The organism is Haemophilus haemolyticus (assembly GCF_001008275.1).
GTDB classification, from domain to species: domain Bacteria; phylum Pseudomonadota; class Gammaproteobacteria; order Enterobacterales; family Pasteurellaceae; genus Haemophilus; species Haemophilus haemolyticus_P.
In genome coordinates, this window is sequence record NZ_LCTH01000034.1 from 19,371 (window position 1) to 35,299 (window position 15,929).

Consider the following 15,929-nt stretch of genomic DNA (forward strand, 5'->3'; position numbering starts at 1 on the left):
TACTCCATTCTGTTATGCTATATTTTCTGTGGAAAGTGCCCATCCCAATGCTCTTAACTGTTTATAACGTTCTCGGGCTTGTGTTTTTAAGGCATCATCTTTCGGCACAAAATCAATAATTTGGGTAAAACTATGGCTAAAATCTGGAATTTCTTGTTGCAAATTAATTAACACATCACGGCGTTGTAAATTTCGTTTTCCAAGCCATGAAATCTCAATCGGTGTGGGATATTGAGTAGCCTCACCCGATAAATTATGTGGAACAAATTCATTAGGATCTCGTTGCCATAAACGCTCGTCAATCTCTAACGCTTGAGCCTCACTTTCACAGCTAATCAATACTTTTTTCCCTAATCGCCATATTGAGGCGGCAAGATTACAGGCTATTTCTTCGACAGTTAACGTACAATCTTGCGTAAGAATGTAAAATTGTGCAGTTTTTGCCATTTTAGCCCCGTTATTTTCTCAATCTTGCCCTATAAAAAGGGTGAAATTTTAACGAAAAAACCCTAAAAAATAAATAATTAAATATACATTATTATAAATGCGTAAAAATCCACCGCACTTTTATGATCTATGTCACAAAACTGATTTTTAACGTTTTTGTTACGTTCCACTCATAACTCGGAAGTGTTAAAATCACTTGCGTTTTAATTTTCATTCAATTCATAGGAGTACAGAATGGCATTTCGTATTGAAAAAGACACAATGGGTGAAGTTCAAGTTCCAGCAGATAAATATTGGGCTGCACAAACTGAACGTTCACGTAATAACTTTAAAATTGGTCCTGCCGCATCAATGCCACATGAAATTATCGAAGCTTTTGGCTATTTGAAAAAAGCAGCCGCATTTGCTAATCATGATTTAGGTGTATTACCTCTTGAAAAACGTGATTTAATTGCTCAGGCTTGTGACGAAATTTTAGCAAATAAATTAGATGATCAATTCCCACTCGTTATTTGGCAAACTGGTTCTGGTACACAATCCAATATGAATGTAAACGAAGTGGTTGCAAATCGTGCTCATGTGCTAAACGGTGGCAAATTAGGTGAAAAATCCATCATTCACCCAAATGATGATGTGAACAAATCACAATCTTCAAATGATACTTTCCCAACGGCAATGCATATTGCGGCATATAAAAAAGTAGTTGAGCACACCATTCCTTGTGTTGAACGTTTACAAAAAACTTTTGCGGCAAAATCTGAAGCCTTCAAAAACGTGGTAAAAATTGGCCGCACTCACTTAATGGATGCAACGCCACTCACATTAGGTCAAGAATTTTCGGCTTATGCGGCTCAATTAGATTTCGGTTTAAAAGCATTAAAAAATACTCTTCCACATTTAAGTCAATTAGCGTTGGGTGGTACTGCGGTTGGTACAGGTTTAAACACGCCGAAAGGCTATGATGTGAAAGTGGCAGATTACATTGCAAAATTCACCGCACTTCCGTTTGTCACCGCAGATAATAAATTTGAAGCATTAGCCGCTCATGATGCGATTGTTGAAACTCACGGTGCATTACGTCAATTATCAATGAGTTTATTTAAAATTGCGAACGATATTCGTCTATTAGCATCAGGCCCTCGTTCGGGAATTGGCGAAATTTTAATTCCTGAAAATGAACCAGGTTCTTCAATTATGCCGGGTAAAGTCAACCCTACTCAATGCGAAGCGATGACAATGGTCTGCGCACAAGTATTTGGTAATGACACTACAATCGCATTTGTGGGCTCGCAAGGTCACTTCCAATTAAATGTGTTCAACCCAGTGATGATCGCAAACTTCTTACAATCTGCTCAATTATTAGGTGATGCTTGCGTATCTTTCGATGAACACTGCGCGGTAGGTATTGAACCAAACTATCCACGAATTAAACAACAACTTGAAAATTCATTGATGTTGGTGACCGCACTTAATACGCATATTGGTTATGAAAACGCGGCTAAAATTGCAAAAACTGCACACAAAAATGGTACAACATTGCGTGAAGAAGCAATTAATTTAGGTTTAGTTTCTGCCGAAGATTTTGATAAATGGGTTCGTCCAGAAGATATGGTGGGTAGCCTAAAATAATTCACCGCACAAATTAACATCAGTAATATTAAAGGCGAGTAAAATTACTCGCCTTTTTACTCGTTTCTCATTTGTTTTTTGATGCGGTTTGTTATAATCAACACAATTTTATTCACGGCAATTTATTATGAAAATGAAATCCCTTTTTGTGGCAATGATAACGTTTTTTTCTGCCGCACCTTTTGCTCATTGGCAACCCATCGGAAATGCCGAATACACGTGGGGGCCGTTCCATGTTTATACCATTGGTTTATTTTCCGAAACGGGCACTTATCAAGAAAATGAACGCCCATTAATGCTCTCGTTCAAATATGAAAAACCCATTGAAGGAAAAAATTTTGCGATTACGCTTATTAAAGAAATCGAAACCTTAAAACTTAATGATGGCGATACTCAAAGCTGGCTTAAAGAAATGCAATCCACATTTCCGGATTTCTCACCGAACGATATTTTAAACTATATTGCCTTACCAGATAGAGGCTACTTCGTCTTAAATAACACTGTTTTGGAACACGATTTTGATGCTAAATTTAATCAAGCATTTATCGGAATTTGGCTTGCACCAAATAGTACTTTTGTAAAACTTCAGCCACAATTATTAGGCAAAACAAAAAGCAATCATGAAGCGGCTGAATTTTATCTCAAACCTGAAATTGAATCCGTTGATGAACAAGATTCAATGCCTGAATTGCCGCCACATTATTTATTAGATAATCAGAAAAAATCCGAAGGATAAATTCAGTTTTTTATATTTTGAACCATAAAAAATACCTGTTTCCAAATAAATTTTATTATCAAGGAAACAGGGATTTATTATTTGAACATTCTCTATCTGACTAAAATTTTTCCCAAACTGGGATAACTTCATCAACTAAATCTAAATGTTTTCCTAACTCAATCCATCCACAAGGAAAATGAAAATCGGAACCAACCGATCCCAGCAGATCAAATTCTTTTGCCCAACGAGCAAGCATTTGACGCTGATCTTTTGTCTGACCACAATCCGCCATTTCCATGCCATCACCGCCCCAAGCCTTAAAATCGGTTATCAGCTTACGCACCCATTTCCCCGTCATGTTATAACGTAATGGATGCGCAATAACGGCTATACCGCCCGCGGCATGGATTGTCTCAATCGCTCTGGGAATATCTGTCCATTCAGCTTTGACAAATGCCGATTTTCCTTGCCCTAAATAGCGTTTAAAAGCTTGACCATCATTAGATACTTTACCAATCTGCACCAAATAACGTGCGTAATGAGCACGCGTGACTTCGCCATCTGCTAAAGCTTTTGCCCCTTCATAAGCATTAGGAATCCCTGCTTTTTCTAATTTATCGCCAATTTCCACCGCTCTTTTTTCGCGTAATGCTTTTTGGCCTTGTAAAAGTGCGGTCATTTTTGGATGAGCTTTATCGAAGTTTAATCCTACAATATGGATTCCTCGCCCTTCCCAATTTGTCGAAACTTCTACTCCAGTAATTAATTCAATGCCTACTTCTTTCGCTACAGTCGCAGCTTCATCAATACCCGCAATCGTATCGTGATCGCATAATGCCAACACGTTCACGCCTTGCGCATAAGCACGATGCACTAATTCCGTTGGACTCAACACCCCATCTGATGCGGTGCTATGGCAATGTAAGTCGTATTTTTTTGTCATTATTTAATATTTTTTACTAAATCTTTTACTAATTTTGGACCGTGATAAATCAATCCTGAATAAACTTGTAACAACTCTGCGCCAGCCTCAATTTTCTCTTGCGCATTTTGAAAGCCATCAATGCCGCCGCTACCAATAATCGGAATCTGACCTTTCAGTTCTTGATGTAATCGTTTAATAATATCTGTGCTTTTATGCTGCAGCGGCTTTCCACTTAATCCGCCTTGCTGCTCCGCATTTTTCATCCCCATAACCGTATCACGAGAAACCGTGGTATTCGTTGCAATAACCCCATCCATTTTATGGCGAACCAACGTATCTGCAATTTGCACTAATTCACTTTCTGCTAAATCTGGTGCAATTTTTACCACAATCGGCACATATTTATTGTATTGGTTTGCTAAAACAGCCTGACGATCCTTGATGCCTCGCAATAAATCATCGAAATAATCACCATATTGTAACTGACGTAAATCTGGTGTATTTGGTGATGAAATATTCACAGTAATATAACCTGCATAGTTATAGGCTTTGTTCAAACAGAAAATATAATCATCTTTGCCTTGTTCCAAGGGTGTGAATTTATTCTTACCAATATTGATACCAATCACGCCTTGATAACGGGCGTTTTTCACATTTTCTATAAGATAGTCTATGCCATTATTATTAAAGCCATTACGGTTAATAATGCCTTCAGCTTCAATCAAACGAAACTGACGTGGCTTTGCATTCCCATCTTGTGCAACAGGCGTGACAGTTCCTACTTCAAGAAAACCGAAACCCAATGCACCAAAACCATCAATCGCATCGCCGTTTTTATCTGCCCCTGCCGCCAATCCAATAGGATTAGGAAAATTCACTCCCATCACCGTTTTCGGAAAGCCTTTGGGAGCATGAGTAAGGGATTTTAAGATCGGTTGAAATAAAGGATTACCAGCTAATTTCAAGCATTGAATCGTGAAATTATGAGCCTTTTCAGCATCCATTTGGAAAATGCCTTGACGGAATAATTGATACATACTCGTTTATCTCTCGGGATAGTTGACTGTAAGAAAGTGCGGTCAATTTTTACCGCACTTTAAGGGGAAGACTGCTTGTATTCTACGAGGAACAAAGATGATGTGCAAATAAAAAACCGAACCCAATCGGATTCGGCTTTAATTATGTTGTGTTTGAAAATTATTCTTTCTATATTATTACTTATGCTAATTCCGCACGTAATTTTTTCGTTACATCCACCATCACTTTTAATTGATCGATAGTTTCTGTCCAACCACGTGTTTTTAAACCGCAGTCTGGGTTTACCCATAAGCGTTCTTTTGGAATTACATTTAATGCTTTGCGTAATAAGTGTTCAATTTCACCTGCGGTTGGTACACGTGGGCTGTGGATATCATACACACCAGGACCGATGTCATTCGGGTAGTTGAATTTCACGAAGGCATCTAATAATTCCATATCTGAACGTGAAGTTTCGATGGTAATTACGTCTGCATCTAATGCCGCAATGGCAGGTAAGATGTCGTTAAACTCGGAATAACACATATGTGTATGAATTTGTGTATCATCTTGCACGCCCATTGAGCTTAAGCGGAACGCTTCGCCAGCCCATTGTAAATATGCATCCCAATCTGCACGTTTAAGTGGTAAACCTTCACGAATTGCTGGCTCATCGATTTGGATAACTTTAATGCCCGCTGCTTCTAAATCTAACACTTCATCAGATAATGCCACTCCGATTTGTTTACATACGGTTGAACGTGGAATATCGTTACGCACGAATGACCATTGTAAAATAGTCACTGGGCCTGTGAGCATTCCTTTCATTACACGGTTTGTGAGGCTTTGTGCATATTGAGACCAACGTACTGTCATTGGCTCTGGGCGAGTTACATCACCGTAAATTACTGGAGGTTTCACACAACGTGAGCCGTAGCTTTGTACCCAACCAAATTTAGTGAATGCGAAACCATCTAATAATTCCCCGAAATATTCCACCATGTCGTTACGTTCTGCTTCACCGTGAACTAATACATCTAAATCTAATTCTTCTTGGCGACGTACCACATATTCGATTTCTTTTTTCATCGCCGCTTCGTAATCTGCAAGAGATAATTCACCTTTTTTGAAGCTTGCACGTGCGTGACGAATTTCAGTCGTTTGCGGGAATGAACCAATGTTTGTGGTTGGCAGAAGCGGTAAATTTAACCACGCATTTTGCTTAACAATACGCTCTGCAAATGGCGATTTACGTTGATCCGCACCTTTTGGCAAGTTTGCTAAACGTTCTGCCACTTCAGGACGATGAATTTCTTTTGAGGTTGCACGTGCATCTGCTGCCGCTTGGCTTGCATCTAATGCTGCTTGTACAGACGCTCTGCCATGATTTAATGCTTGTTTTAATACATTTAATTCTTCTACTTTTTGTAGCGTGAAAGATAACCAGCTATAAAGTGCGGTATTTTTTTCTTTTAATTGTACTTCCACTTCTAAATCAAATGGGGTGTGCAATAATGAACAGCTTGGTGCAATCCATAAACGCTCGCCTAATTTTGCTTTTAATGGCTCTAATACATCTAATACTTTATTTAAGTTTGCACGCCAGATATTACGGCCTTCAATCACACCCGCTGATAACACTTTGCTGTAATCTTCAAATGCCGCAAGCTGTTCTGGTGCACGCACTAAATCTAAATGTAAGCCCGCAACAGGTAAGGCTTTTAATAACTCAGCATGTTGTGCAACGGAACCAAAATAAGTAGCTAATAATAATTTTGCATTCACTTTGCTTAATTCAGCGTAAACAGATTTATAGGCTTCAACCCATTCTGCAGGTAAGTCTAATGCTAATGCAGGCTCATCAATTTGAATCCACTCTGCACCTTCAGCCACTAATGCATTTAAGATTTCAACATAAACAGGCACTAATTGATTTAATAAATCGAAACGGTTAAATGCTTCGCCTTTTTCTTTACCTAACCATAAGAATGTTAATGGGCCAACAATCACAGGTTTAAAGTTTAAGCCTAAGGCTTTTGCTTCACGGATTTGATTTACATAATGTGCTGGATTTGCTTTGAAAGCGGTCGATTTTTGGAACTCAGGCACAAGATAGTGATAGTTCGTATCAAACCATTTGGTCATTTCAATTGCGAATTGATCTTTGTTACCACGTGCAAGTTGGAAATATTGATCAAGGGTTAAATTTTGGCTATCAAAACCAAAACGAGCAGGAATTGCCCCTGTTGCCACTTGTAAATCTAAAATATGATCGTAGAACGTGAAATCGCCTACTGCCACAAAATCCGCATTGGCAGCCGCTTGATGTTTCCAGTTCTTTTCACGCAATGCTTTCGCTAAATCTAATAAATCTTGCTCGGCTAATTCTTTACGCCAATAACGTTCTTGTGCAAATTTTAATTCACGTTTTGCCCCTACACGAGGAAAGCCTAAGATATGTGATGTTGTCATAATAACTCCCGTTTTAAAGTAATCTTCTTAATCATTTAGACGGCTAAACGTCTGTACGGGTATAGAATGCGTCATCTCAGTGTATTATGCAAACTTATTATTTTCAGGATTTGTATGAAATAAATTAATATTAAAGCCGCGTATAAAACAAAGGGGCATACTAAATGCCCCAAAAACTATTGCAAAATTTACCGCACTTTTAACCATATTTTAAAGATCTGGCTTTAGGTGATTTCACTTTCAGTTGGCTACAAATTGTAGCCAACTCATTTCCCTTTTACGCACATTTACGCCACCTACTGCAACGCTTTCTCAATTTTTTCAAATAAATCTTTTGACAGATTTTCTACAATGCTTAGACGTTCTAAAGCTCGTTTCATCAGCGTTTGACGTTGGGCATCAAAGCGAGAAAAACGAATTAATGGCTCGATTAAACGCGCTGCCACTTGCGGATTGCTTTCATTTAAACGGATTAACACATCCGTTAAGAAACGATAGCCTGCTCCGCTTACGTTGTGAAATGCTTTTAAATTGTGATTTGCAAAGCTACCTACTAATGCACGTAAACGGTTTGGATTGTTGAAGTTAAAACTTGGGTGATCCATTAATAACTGAATAATTTCCAATACATTTTCATCTGGGCGAGTGGCTTGTAATGCAAACCATTTATCCATCACTAATCCATCGTGTTGCCATTTTTGTTCAAAATCAGCTAACAACGCATCTCTGCAAGGTAATGCCGCTTTAGTCGCAACACTTAATGCGGCTAATGTATCTGTCATATTATTCGCATTGTTGTAGTGTTTTTGCACTAGGTTGTTGCCCAAATTGGTATAAGCCAAATAAGTTAAGCAAAGATTACGCATTGCACGCAAGGCGATGTCTTGCTGTGTAACTTGATACTCATCAAGGCGAATATGGGTATAAACGCGCAAGAAATCATCTTTTAAAGTCTCGGCAATTTGCACTTGCATAAATGCTCTTGCGGCTGAAATGCCATCAGGATCGATGGTTTTGAAACCTTCCGCAAATTCCATTTCTTTTGGAAGGGTGAGAATTAAGGTTGCCAGTTCAATATCTTTCTCATAATGGTTCAGAACATGAGAAAGTGCGGTCAAGATTTCAGGCGAAATTTCTAGCGCCTCGCCTTGTTGGAAACGCACAACATTACGACGTAATTCTTGCGCAAATAACATCTGAGCCGCATCCCAACGGATAAATTGATTGTCTGCAAATTTCAGTAAGCCTAATAACTGCTCGGTTTTGTAATCATAATCCAGTTTTACTGGTGCGGAGAAATCACATAACAATGCTGGAATTGGGCGACCATAAATGCCATGAAACTCAAAGACTTGATCTTTTTCAGTAACATTTAATACGTCACTCAACAATTCACCATTATGTTGGAGCATTTGTTTCGTGCCGTTCGCATCATAAAGCGCCACTTTTAATGGAATATGTAAATTCACTTTTTCCATTTGATCGGCGGTTGGCGGTGTGGATTGAGAAACCGTTAAACGATAAGTATGCGTTTTTTCGTCGTAAGCATCGCTAATCAATAATTCAGGTGTACCCGATTGGCTATACCAACGGCGGAATTGATTTAAATCGAGGTTATTTGCCCGTTCCATGGCAGAAACAAAATCTTCACAGGTTGCCGCTTTGCCATCATTTTCAGCAATATAAAGCTGCATGCCTTTTTGGAAACCTTGCTCACCTAATAAAGTATGCAACATACGAATCACTTCTGCCCCTTTTTCATATACCGTCACTGTATAGAAGTTATTCATTTCAATCACTTTTTCAGGGCGAATTGGGTGTGACATTGGGCTTGCATCTTCGGCAAATTGCACGGTGCGTAAAAATTTCACATTATTAATGCGATTCACCGCACGCGAACCTGTGTCAGATGAAAATTCTTGATCACGGAAAACCGTTAACCCTTCTTTCAAACTTAATTGGAACCAATCTCGGCAAGTCACACGATTGCCTGTCCAGTTATGAAAATATTCATGAGCAATTACACTTTCAATGGCAAGATAATCCTCATCGGTTGCCGTTTGTGGATTGGCTAATACAAATTTAGAGTTAAAAATATTTAATCCTTTATTTTCCATCGCGCCCATATTGAAAAAATCGACGGCAACGATCATGTAAATATCTAAGTCATATTCTAAATTAAAGCGATCTTCATCCCATTTCATCGCTTTTTTCAGACTTTCCATTGCCCAAGTTGCTCGGTTAAGATTGCCACGATCTACATAAAGCTCTAAGGCCACTTCACGACCACTTTTAGTAATAAATTTATCTTGTAATAAATCAAAATCCCCCGCCACTAACGCGAATAAATAGCTTGGTTTTGGGAAAGGATCGTTCCATTCCACCCAATGGCGACCATCTTCTAATTCACCACTTGCAATGCGATTGCCGTTAGAAAGCAAGTAAGGATATTTAGTCTTATCTGCGGTAATTTTGGTCGTATAACGCGCCAGCACGTCAGGACGATCAAGCATATAAGTGATTTGACGGAAACCTTCCGCCTCACATTGCGTACAAATGCCCTCTCCAGACTGATATAACCCTTGTAATGAGGTGTTTTCGGCTGGTACAAGGAAGGTCACAATTTCAAGTTCAAATTCTTCCGCACTTTTACCTTTTAAATCGAGCGTTAAACTCTCGCCATCTTGTTGATAAGCAGAAAATGGCTCACCATTAAATTTAATAGAAGAAAACTGGAAACTATGCCCATCTAAACGTAAAGAAGTCGCTTCATCATTTAAGCGTTGGAATTTTGTGGTTGCGGTCACCACGGTGTGTTTAGGATCAAGTTGAAAATCTAAATAAATGTCAGTGACCGTAAAATCTGGTTGTTTGTAATCTTTTCTATATTTTGCTTTGGCTAACATAATTTGCCCTATTCTTATAAAAATTGTGCTTAGGATAAAATTTTATCCTTAAAGTTGCAATGGTATTTTCCTATAAAACCCATTTAGCAAACGTTTGCTTGATGTATGTAAGATATGCTATTCTACGCCACGTTTTTAATTAAAAAATTGAGAAAATAGCATGTCAAAAACTGCACAAATTGCCGTTGTAATGGGTTCCAAAAGCGATTGGGCTACCATGCAAGAGGCAACCCAGATTTTAGATGAGTTAAAAGTACCTTATCATGTGGAAATCGTCTCTGCTCATCGTACACCAGATAAACTTTTTGAATTTGCCGAAAATGCACAAAAAAATGGCTACAAAGTAATTATTGCTGGTGCAGGTGGTGCGGCGCATTTACCCGGTATGATCGCAGCCAAAACCCTTGTGCCAGTGCTGGGCGTGCCAGTAAAAAGTTCTATGTTAAGCGGTGTAGATAGCCTTTATTCAATCGTGCAAATGCCAAAAGGAATCCCAGTCGGAACATTAGCTATTGGCCCTGCGGGAGCGGCAAATGCTGGGTTATTAGCCGCCCAAATTCTAGCAAGTTGGGATGCAGAATTGCTTTCACGCTTGCAATCGTTCCGTGAAAACCAAACTCATGCTGTACTGGATAATCCCGATCCACGCACATAAAAATATCTTTAGATCTGACCGCACTTTTAAAGTGCGGTTGCTTTTTTCGTAAATTTAACGAGAAATATTATGCAAAACTCCACCTTATACCCAACCGTTTATGTACTTGGCAACGGACAACTCGGCAGAATGTTACGTTATGCTGGCGCACCTTTAGATATTTATGTTGAACCCTTAGCCTTCAATGCGCCAGTTTTTGACTTACCTGAAAATGCGATCATCACGGCAGAAATTGAACGCTGGGAAAAAACGCCTTTGACTGAATTACTCGGCAATCATAAAAACTTCGTCAATCAACATGTATTTGGATTATTAGCCGATCGTTTTACTCAAAAATCCTTGCTTGATGAACTGAATCTTTCGACCTCGCCTTGGTGTTTATTAAAAGATAAAAATCAATGGAATGATCTTTTCCAAACTGTTGGCGAGAAAGTCGTCGTTAAACGCAGAACTGGCGGATATAATGGACGTGGTCAATGGATTATCAGCGATGAAAACAAAGCGGACATCACTGATGACTTATTCGGTGAAGTGATCGCAGAAAAATTTATTCCTTTCGATTATGAGGTTTCTATTGTAGGCGCAAGATTTAAAAATGGCGAAAAGCGTTTTTATCCCGTTACACATAACCTGCAACAAAACGGTATTTTACGTTACAGTGTGGTTGATATTGCGTTTCCTCAACAATCTGCACAACAAAAGCAAGCGGAAGCCATGCTCTGCAAAATTATGGATAAGCTAGGCTATATTGGTGTGATGGCAATGGAATGTTTTGTTGTAGGTGACAAATTACTAATTAACGAACTTGCGCCTCGCGTACATAACAGTGGGCATTGGACTCAACTAGGATGCTCGATTAGCCAATTTGAATTACATTTACGTGCGCTACTTAATTTGCCAACGCCTGAATTACAAACATTCTCCCCTAGTGTGATGGTGAATTTAATCGGAACAAACCATAACCCAAAATGGCTTAATACACCGTTTGCACAACTTCATTGGTACGGTAAAGAAGTGAGAGCTGGACGTAAGGTTGGGCATATCAATCTTTCTCATCCAAATAGAGCGGTCATTATTCAACAATTAGAAAAACTTCGCTCTGAATTACCGGAAGATTATCAATCGGGATTAAATTGGGCGATTGAAAAACTAAAATAATGTAAAAAATGACCGCACTTTTTGATGAATATTTAAAAATATCAAAGTGCGGTTAATTTTTATAAAAATCTTTCTTGATAAAATAAAACGGCTGAAGTATAAAATTATCCACCACACAACACATACATAAGGAAAAGCTATGTTTGAACATATCAAAGCGGCACCAGCCGATCCAATCTTAGGCTTAGGCGAAGCATTCAAATCCGAAACTCGCGAAAATAAAATTAACTTGGGCATTGGCGTTTATAAAGATGCGCAAGGCACAACCCCAATTATGCGTGCGGTAAAAGAAGCCGAAAAACGCTTATTTGATAAGGAAAAAACGAAGAATTATCTGACTATCGATGGTATTGCGGATTATAACGAACGCACAAAAGCACTACTTTTCGGTAAAGATTCTGAAGTCATCAAATCTAATCGTGCAAGAACAGTACAAAGCTTAGGCGGAACAGGCGCATTACGTATTGCTGCTGAATTCATTAAACGCCAAACCAAAGCACAAAATGTTTGGATCAGCACCCCAACATGGCCAAATCACAATGCCATTTTCAATGCGGTGGGGATGACGATTCGTGAATATCGTTATTATGATGCTGAACGTAAATCCCTTGATTGGGAACATTTACTCGAAGATTTAAGCCAAGCAAATAAAGGTGATGTAGTACTTTTACACGGTTGCTGCCACAACCCAACTGGTATTGACCCAACCCCTGAACAATGGCAAAAATTAGCCGCACTTTCAGCAAAAAATGGCTGGTTACCACTCTTTGACTTTGCTTATCAAGGTTTAGCCAATGGCTTAGACCAAGATGCTTACGGTTTACGTGCATTTGCAGCAAATCATAAAGAATTATTAGTGGCGAGCTCATTCTCTAAAAACTTTGGTTTATACAATGAGCGTGTAGGTGCCTTTACGCTTGTAGCTGAAAATGCAGAAATTGCTTCCACCGCATTAACACAGGTGAAATCAATTATTCGCACACTCTACTCTAACCCAGCATCTCACGGTGGGGCGACCGTAGCAACAGTATTAAATGATCCACAACTTCGCCAAGAATGGGAAAATGAATTAACTGAAATGCGTGAACGCATCAAAAAAATGCGTCATTTATTCGTTCAGTTATTAAAAGAATACGGTGCAGAACAAGATTTCAGTTTTATCATGGAACAAAATGGTATGTTCTCTTTCAGCGGCTTATCACCAGAACAAGTAGATCGTTTAAAAGATGAGTTTGCCATTTACGCTGTTCGTTCTGGTCGTATCAATGTGGCTGGTATTACTGAAGACAATATTCGTTATTTATGTGAGAGCATTGTGAAAGTGCTGTAATTCATAAAAAGCAAAAGTGCGGTTAAGTTTAACCGCACTTTGTCATTACCACTTCTCTAACGCTTCTTTGTCGCCCTCTCTTGCTTCAATCCAACGTTCGCCTTGATTGGTTTGTTCTTTTTTCCAAAACGGTGCTTTGGATTTTAAGAAGTCCATAATAAATTCATTAGCATGGTAGGCATCTCCACGATGAGCAGAACTGATGCCGACTAAAACAATTTCATCGCCAGTATGTAAAAGTCCCACACGATGAATCACTGACACTCGCTGGATATCCCAACGCGCTTTCGCCTGTTCTACAATTTCACGTAAGGCTTTTTCTGTCATTGCGGGATAATGTTCTAAGTATAAGCTGGACACTTCATCACCTAAATTAAGATCGCGAACTTTACCCACGAAAATAACCGTTGCGCCAACCGAATGTTGCTCAGAAAGCCATTGGTAAACGACATTTTGATCAAAAGGTTGTTCTTGTACTGAAATTTGAATATCCGTCATTTAGCCCCCTGTTACTGGTGGGAAAAATGCAATTTCATCGCCATTTTTGACCGCACTTTCTAACGGCATCAAAGTTTGATTAATCGCTACTAAAAGTTTACCTTTTTCAAGTGCCAATGCCCACTTATCACCTTTTTGAGCAAGATGTTCACGCACCGCCTCAGCTGTATCAAAATCGCCTTCAAGCTGAATTGAATCTTCACCAATTAATTCTCGAGTTTGAGCAAAAAATAAAACATTTAACATCTTATTTTTCCTCCGCAATAAAATGGCCGGATTTTCCACCGCTCTTTTCTAATAGGCGAACGTGCTCAATTACCATGTCTTTTTGTACGGCTTTACACATATCGTAAATGGTTAAGGCTGCTACGCTTGCTGCCGTTAATGCTTCCATTTCTACGCCGGTTTTTCCGGTTAATTTACAAAGAGATTGAATGCGAACTTGATTAGTTTCAAGTAACGGCTCTAAATTCACTTCCACTTTAGAAAGTAACAATGGATGGCAAAGTGGGATAAGTTCCCAAGTGCGTTTTGCCGCTTGAATACCTGCAATACGAGCAGTAGCAAATACATCGCCTTTGTGATGTTTGCCTTCCACGATCATGGAAAGGGTTTCTTTTGACATAGTTACAATGGCTTCAGCACGAGCTTCGCGAACAGTCTCTGCTTTTGCAGAAACATCCACCATATTGGCTTCGCCTTGAGAATTGATATGCGTAAATGTAGTCATAATAAAATAAAGTGCGGTTAAAATTTTGAATGTTTTATATGTGTGACAAAAGCAAAATAAGTGAACAGTAAAATTCGCCTATTTTCTTTTAGCCACCGATAGAGGCTAAATGATTTCTTACGCCACTATCACCGATATGCAAATAATGATGCTCACGTTTTCCTTGAAGTGCGGCAAAAATACGAGCCTGTAAAATATCTTGCTGTTCATGGGATTGCAATAAATCACGTAATTCAATGCCTTCTTCGCCGAATAAACAGAGATGAAGTTTGCCCTTCGCTGACACTCTGAGACGATTACAGCTTGCGCAGAAATTCTTCTCATAAGGCATAATTAAACCAATTTCTCCTGCATAATCAGGATGTGTGAAGACTTTAGCTGGGCCATCAGTATAGGATTTGTGCTGTAATGTCCAACCATTTTTCAGCAATTTATCCGCTAAAACTTGTCCAGAAAGATGGTGTTTATCAAAGAAGCTATCCATTTCACCTGTTTGCATGAGTTCGATAAAGCGCATTTGAATTGGACGATCTTTCACCCAAACAAGGAATTGGTCAAACTCTTTGTCATTCAAATTTTTCATCAAAACTGAATTGACTTTGACTTTGTTGTAGCCCACCTCAAATGCACGATCTATACCACGCATCACGTCATCAAATTTATTGATGCCTGTAATTTGATGGAACATTTTTGGATCTAAACTATCAACACTGACGTTAATAGACGTAATCCCTGCTTTCTTCCAATCAGCCACATCTTTTGCCATGCGATAGCCATTTGTCGTGACGGCTAATTGACGGATTCCATCAATATTAGCAATGCTTTCAGCAATAGAAATAAAATCTTTGCGTAAAGTCGGTTCGCCACCCGTTAAACGAATTTTCTCTGTGCCCATTTCAGCAAACGCTTGAGCAAGATGGGTAATTTCTTTTAACGTTAAGAAACTTGGCTTGTTAGTTTCAGGTTGATAACCATCAGGCAAACAATAGGTACAACGAAAATTACACTGATCGGTAATCGACAGTCGTAGATAGTAATATTGGCGTTGGAAAGGATCGACTAAGCGAGACTCTCCTACGTTCTTGATAGGAATGGATTGCATTTTACACCTTTCTAAATACGGAGAGGATAAACCGTTTCCAGCGTATCCCTGAATAACACACGGCGTTATTGGCTTGTCGCCGTATTTCTATGAAACTTAGGCCAAACAAGCTCGGAGTTATGCGTTAAATTTAATTTGTCATCATTCTAAAAGATTTCACTTCATAAAAACAATCAATAATACTGATAAAAATCAGGATTTTCCCAAATTCTTAAAAATTAATTATATAAAAAAATACATAATGAATTTAAAGCTGGCTCATTAGTGATAATTAATCCTATTTATGTAAATAACCATAAATTTTGACCTGATTATTATGAGGTATTTTTATTGATTTAAATC

Annotated in this window: 14 protein-coding genes and 1 riboswitch; of the genes, 5 read left to right on the forward strand and 9 right to left on the reverse strand. The window is 38.8% G+C overall.

The window, feature by feature from the left end; all coding sequences use genetic code 11:
- Window positions 1-12: 12 nt before the first annotated feature.
- Entirely contained in the window at window positions 13-447 is a 435-nt protein-coding gene (locus tag AAX15_RS05585) for a DNA polymerase III subunit chi (RefSeq protein ID WP_046939480.1), read from the reverse strand.
- A 234-nt stretch (window positions 448-681) separates the two neighbouring features.
- On the opposite strand from AAX15_RS05585, the gene fumC reads away from it, so the two are divergent.
- Window positions 682-2,076, forward strand: coding sequence for a class II fumarate hydratase (gene fumC, locus AAX15_RS05590; RefSeq protein WP_046939481.1), 1,395 nt, complete (start codon window positions 682-684; stop codon window positions 2,074-2,076).
- A 127-nt stretch (window positions 2,077-2,203) separates the two neighbouring features.
- Window positions 2,204-2,812: a chalcone isomerase family protein gene (locus AAX15_RS05595; RefSeq protein WP_046939482.1), complete on the forward strand. Its 609-nt coding sequence runs from the start codon at window positions 2,204-2,206 to the stop codon at window positions 2,810-2,812.
- A 100-nt stretch (window positions 2,813-2,912) separates the two neighbouring features.
- Here AAX15_RS05595 and rnm read toward each other — a convergent pair whose 3' ends face one another.
- From rnm to pepN, 4 genes are all read right to left on the reverse strand, one after another.
- On the reverse strand, window positions 2,913-3,737 hold the full coding sequence (gene rnm / locus AAX15_RS05600) for an RNase RNM (protein ID WP_046939483.1): 825 nt from the start codon (window positions 3,735-3,737) through the stop codon (window positions 2,913-2,915).
- Complete coding sequence (gene pyrD, locus AAX15_RS05605) at window positions 3,737-4,756, reverse strand: quinone-dependent dihydroorotate dehydrogenase (protein ID WP_046939484.1); 1,020 nt, start codon at window positions 4,754-4,756, stop codon at window positions 3,737-3,739. The genes rnm and pyrD overlap by 1 nt, the downstream gene beginning before the upstream one ends.
- Window positions 4,757-4,937: 181 nt before the next feature.
- Window positions 4,938-7,208, reverse strand: a complete 2,271-nt coding sequence (metE, locus tag AAX15_RS05610) for a 5-methyltetrahydropteroyltriglutamate--homocysteine S-methyltransferase (RefSeq protein ID WP_046939485.1) — start codon at window positions 7,206-7,208, stop codon at window positions 4,938-4,940.
- A 296-nt stretch (window positions 7,209-7,504) separates the two neighbouring features.
- Window positions 7,505-10,114, reverse strand: a complete 2,610-nt coding sequence (pepN, locus tag AAX15_RS05615; protein ID WP_046939486.1) for an aminopeptidase N — start codon at window positions 10,112-10,114, stop codon at window positions 7,505-7,507.
- Window positions 10,115-10,274: 160 nt separating this feature from the next.
- On the opposite strand from pepN, the gene purE reads away from it, so the two are divergent.
- The 3 genes from purE (at window position 10,275) to AAX15_RS05630 (ending at window position 13,257) form a co-directional block, all read left to right on the forward strand.
- Window positions 10,275-10,769 carry a 5-(carboxyamino)imidazole ribonucleotide mutase gene (gene purE, locus AAX15_RS05620; protein WP_046939487.1) on the forward strand — a complete coding sequence of 165 codons (495 nt, stop codon included), beginning with the start codon at window positions 10,275-10,277 and terminating at the stop codon, window positions 10,767-10,769.
- 69 nt (window positions 10,770-10,838) lie between these two features.
- Window positions 10,839-11,927 carry a 5-(carboxyamino)imidazole ribonucleotide synthase gene (gene purK / locus AAX15_RS05625; RefSeq protein WP_046939488.1) on the forward strand — a complete coding sequence of 363 codons (1,089 nt, stop codon included), beginning with the start codon at window positions 10,839-10,841 and terminating at the stop codon, window positions 11,925-11,927.
- Window positions 11,928-12,066: 139 nt separating this feature from the next.
- Window positions 12,067-13,257, forward strand: coding sequence for an amino acid aminotransferase (locus tag AAX15_RS05630; RefSeq protein ID WP_046939489.1), 1,191 nt, complete (start codon window positions 12,067-12,069; stop codon window positions 13,255-13,257).
- Between the two features lie 45 nt (window positions 13,258-13,302).
- Here the strand turns inward: AAX15_RS05630 and moaE are convergent, their stop codons facing one another.
- The 4 genes from moaE to moaA all read right to left on the reverse strand — a co-directional run bounded on the left by moaE (window position 13,303) and on the right by moaA (window position 15,587).
- Window positions 13,303-13,755, reverse strand: a complete 453-nt coding sequence (gene moaE / locus AAX15_RS05635) for a molybdopterin synthase catalytic subunit MoaE (RefSeq protein WP_046939490.1) — start codon at window positions 13,753-13,755, stop codon at window positions 13,303-13,305.
- Window positions 13,756-14,001: a molybdopterin synthase sulfur carrier subunit gene (gene moaD / locus AAX15_RS05640; RefSeq protein WP_046939491.1), complete on the reverse strand. Its 246-nt coding sequence runs from the start codon at window positions 13,999-14,001 to the stop codon at window positions 13,756-13,758.
- 1 nt (window position 14,002) lies between these two features.
- Window positions 14,003-14,485, reverse strand: coding sequence for a cyclic pyranopterin monophosphate synthase MoaC (gene moaC / locus AAX15_RS05645; RefSeq protein ID WP_009499888.1), 483 nt, complete (start codon window positions 14,483-14,485; stop codon window positions 14,003-14,005).
- A gap of 88 nt (window positions 14,486-14,573) precedes the next feature.
- Complete coding sequence (gene moaA / locus AAX15_RS05650; protein ID WP_046939492.1) at window positions 14,574-15,587, reverse strand: GTP 3',8-cyclase MoaA; 1,014 nt, start codon at window positions 15,585-15,587, stop codon at window positions 14,574-14,576.
- Window positions 15,576-15,716, reverse strand: a riboswitch (molybdenum cofactor riboswitch). (Overlaps the previous gene by 12 nt.)
- Window positions 15,717-15,929 lie beyond the last annotated feature (213 nt).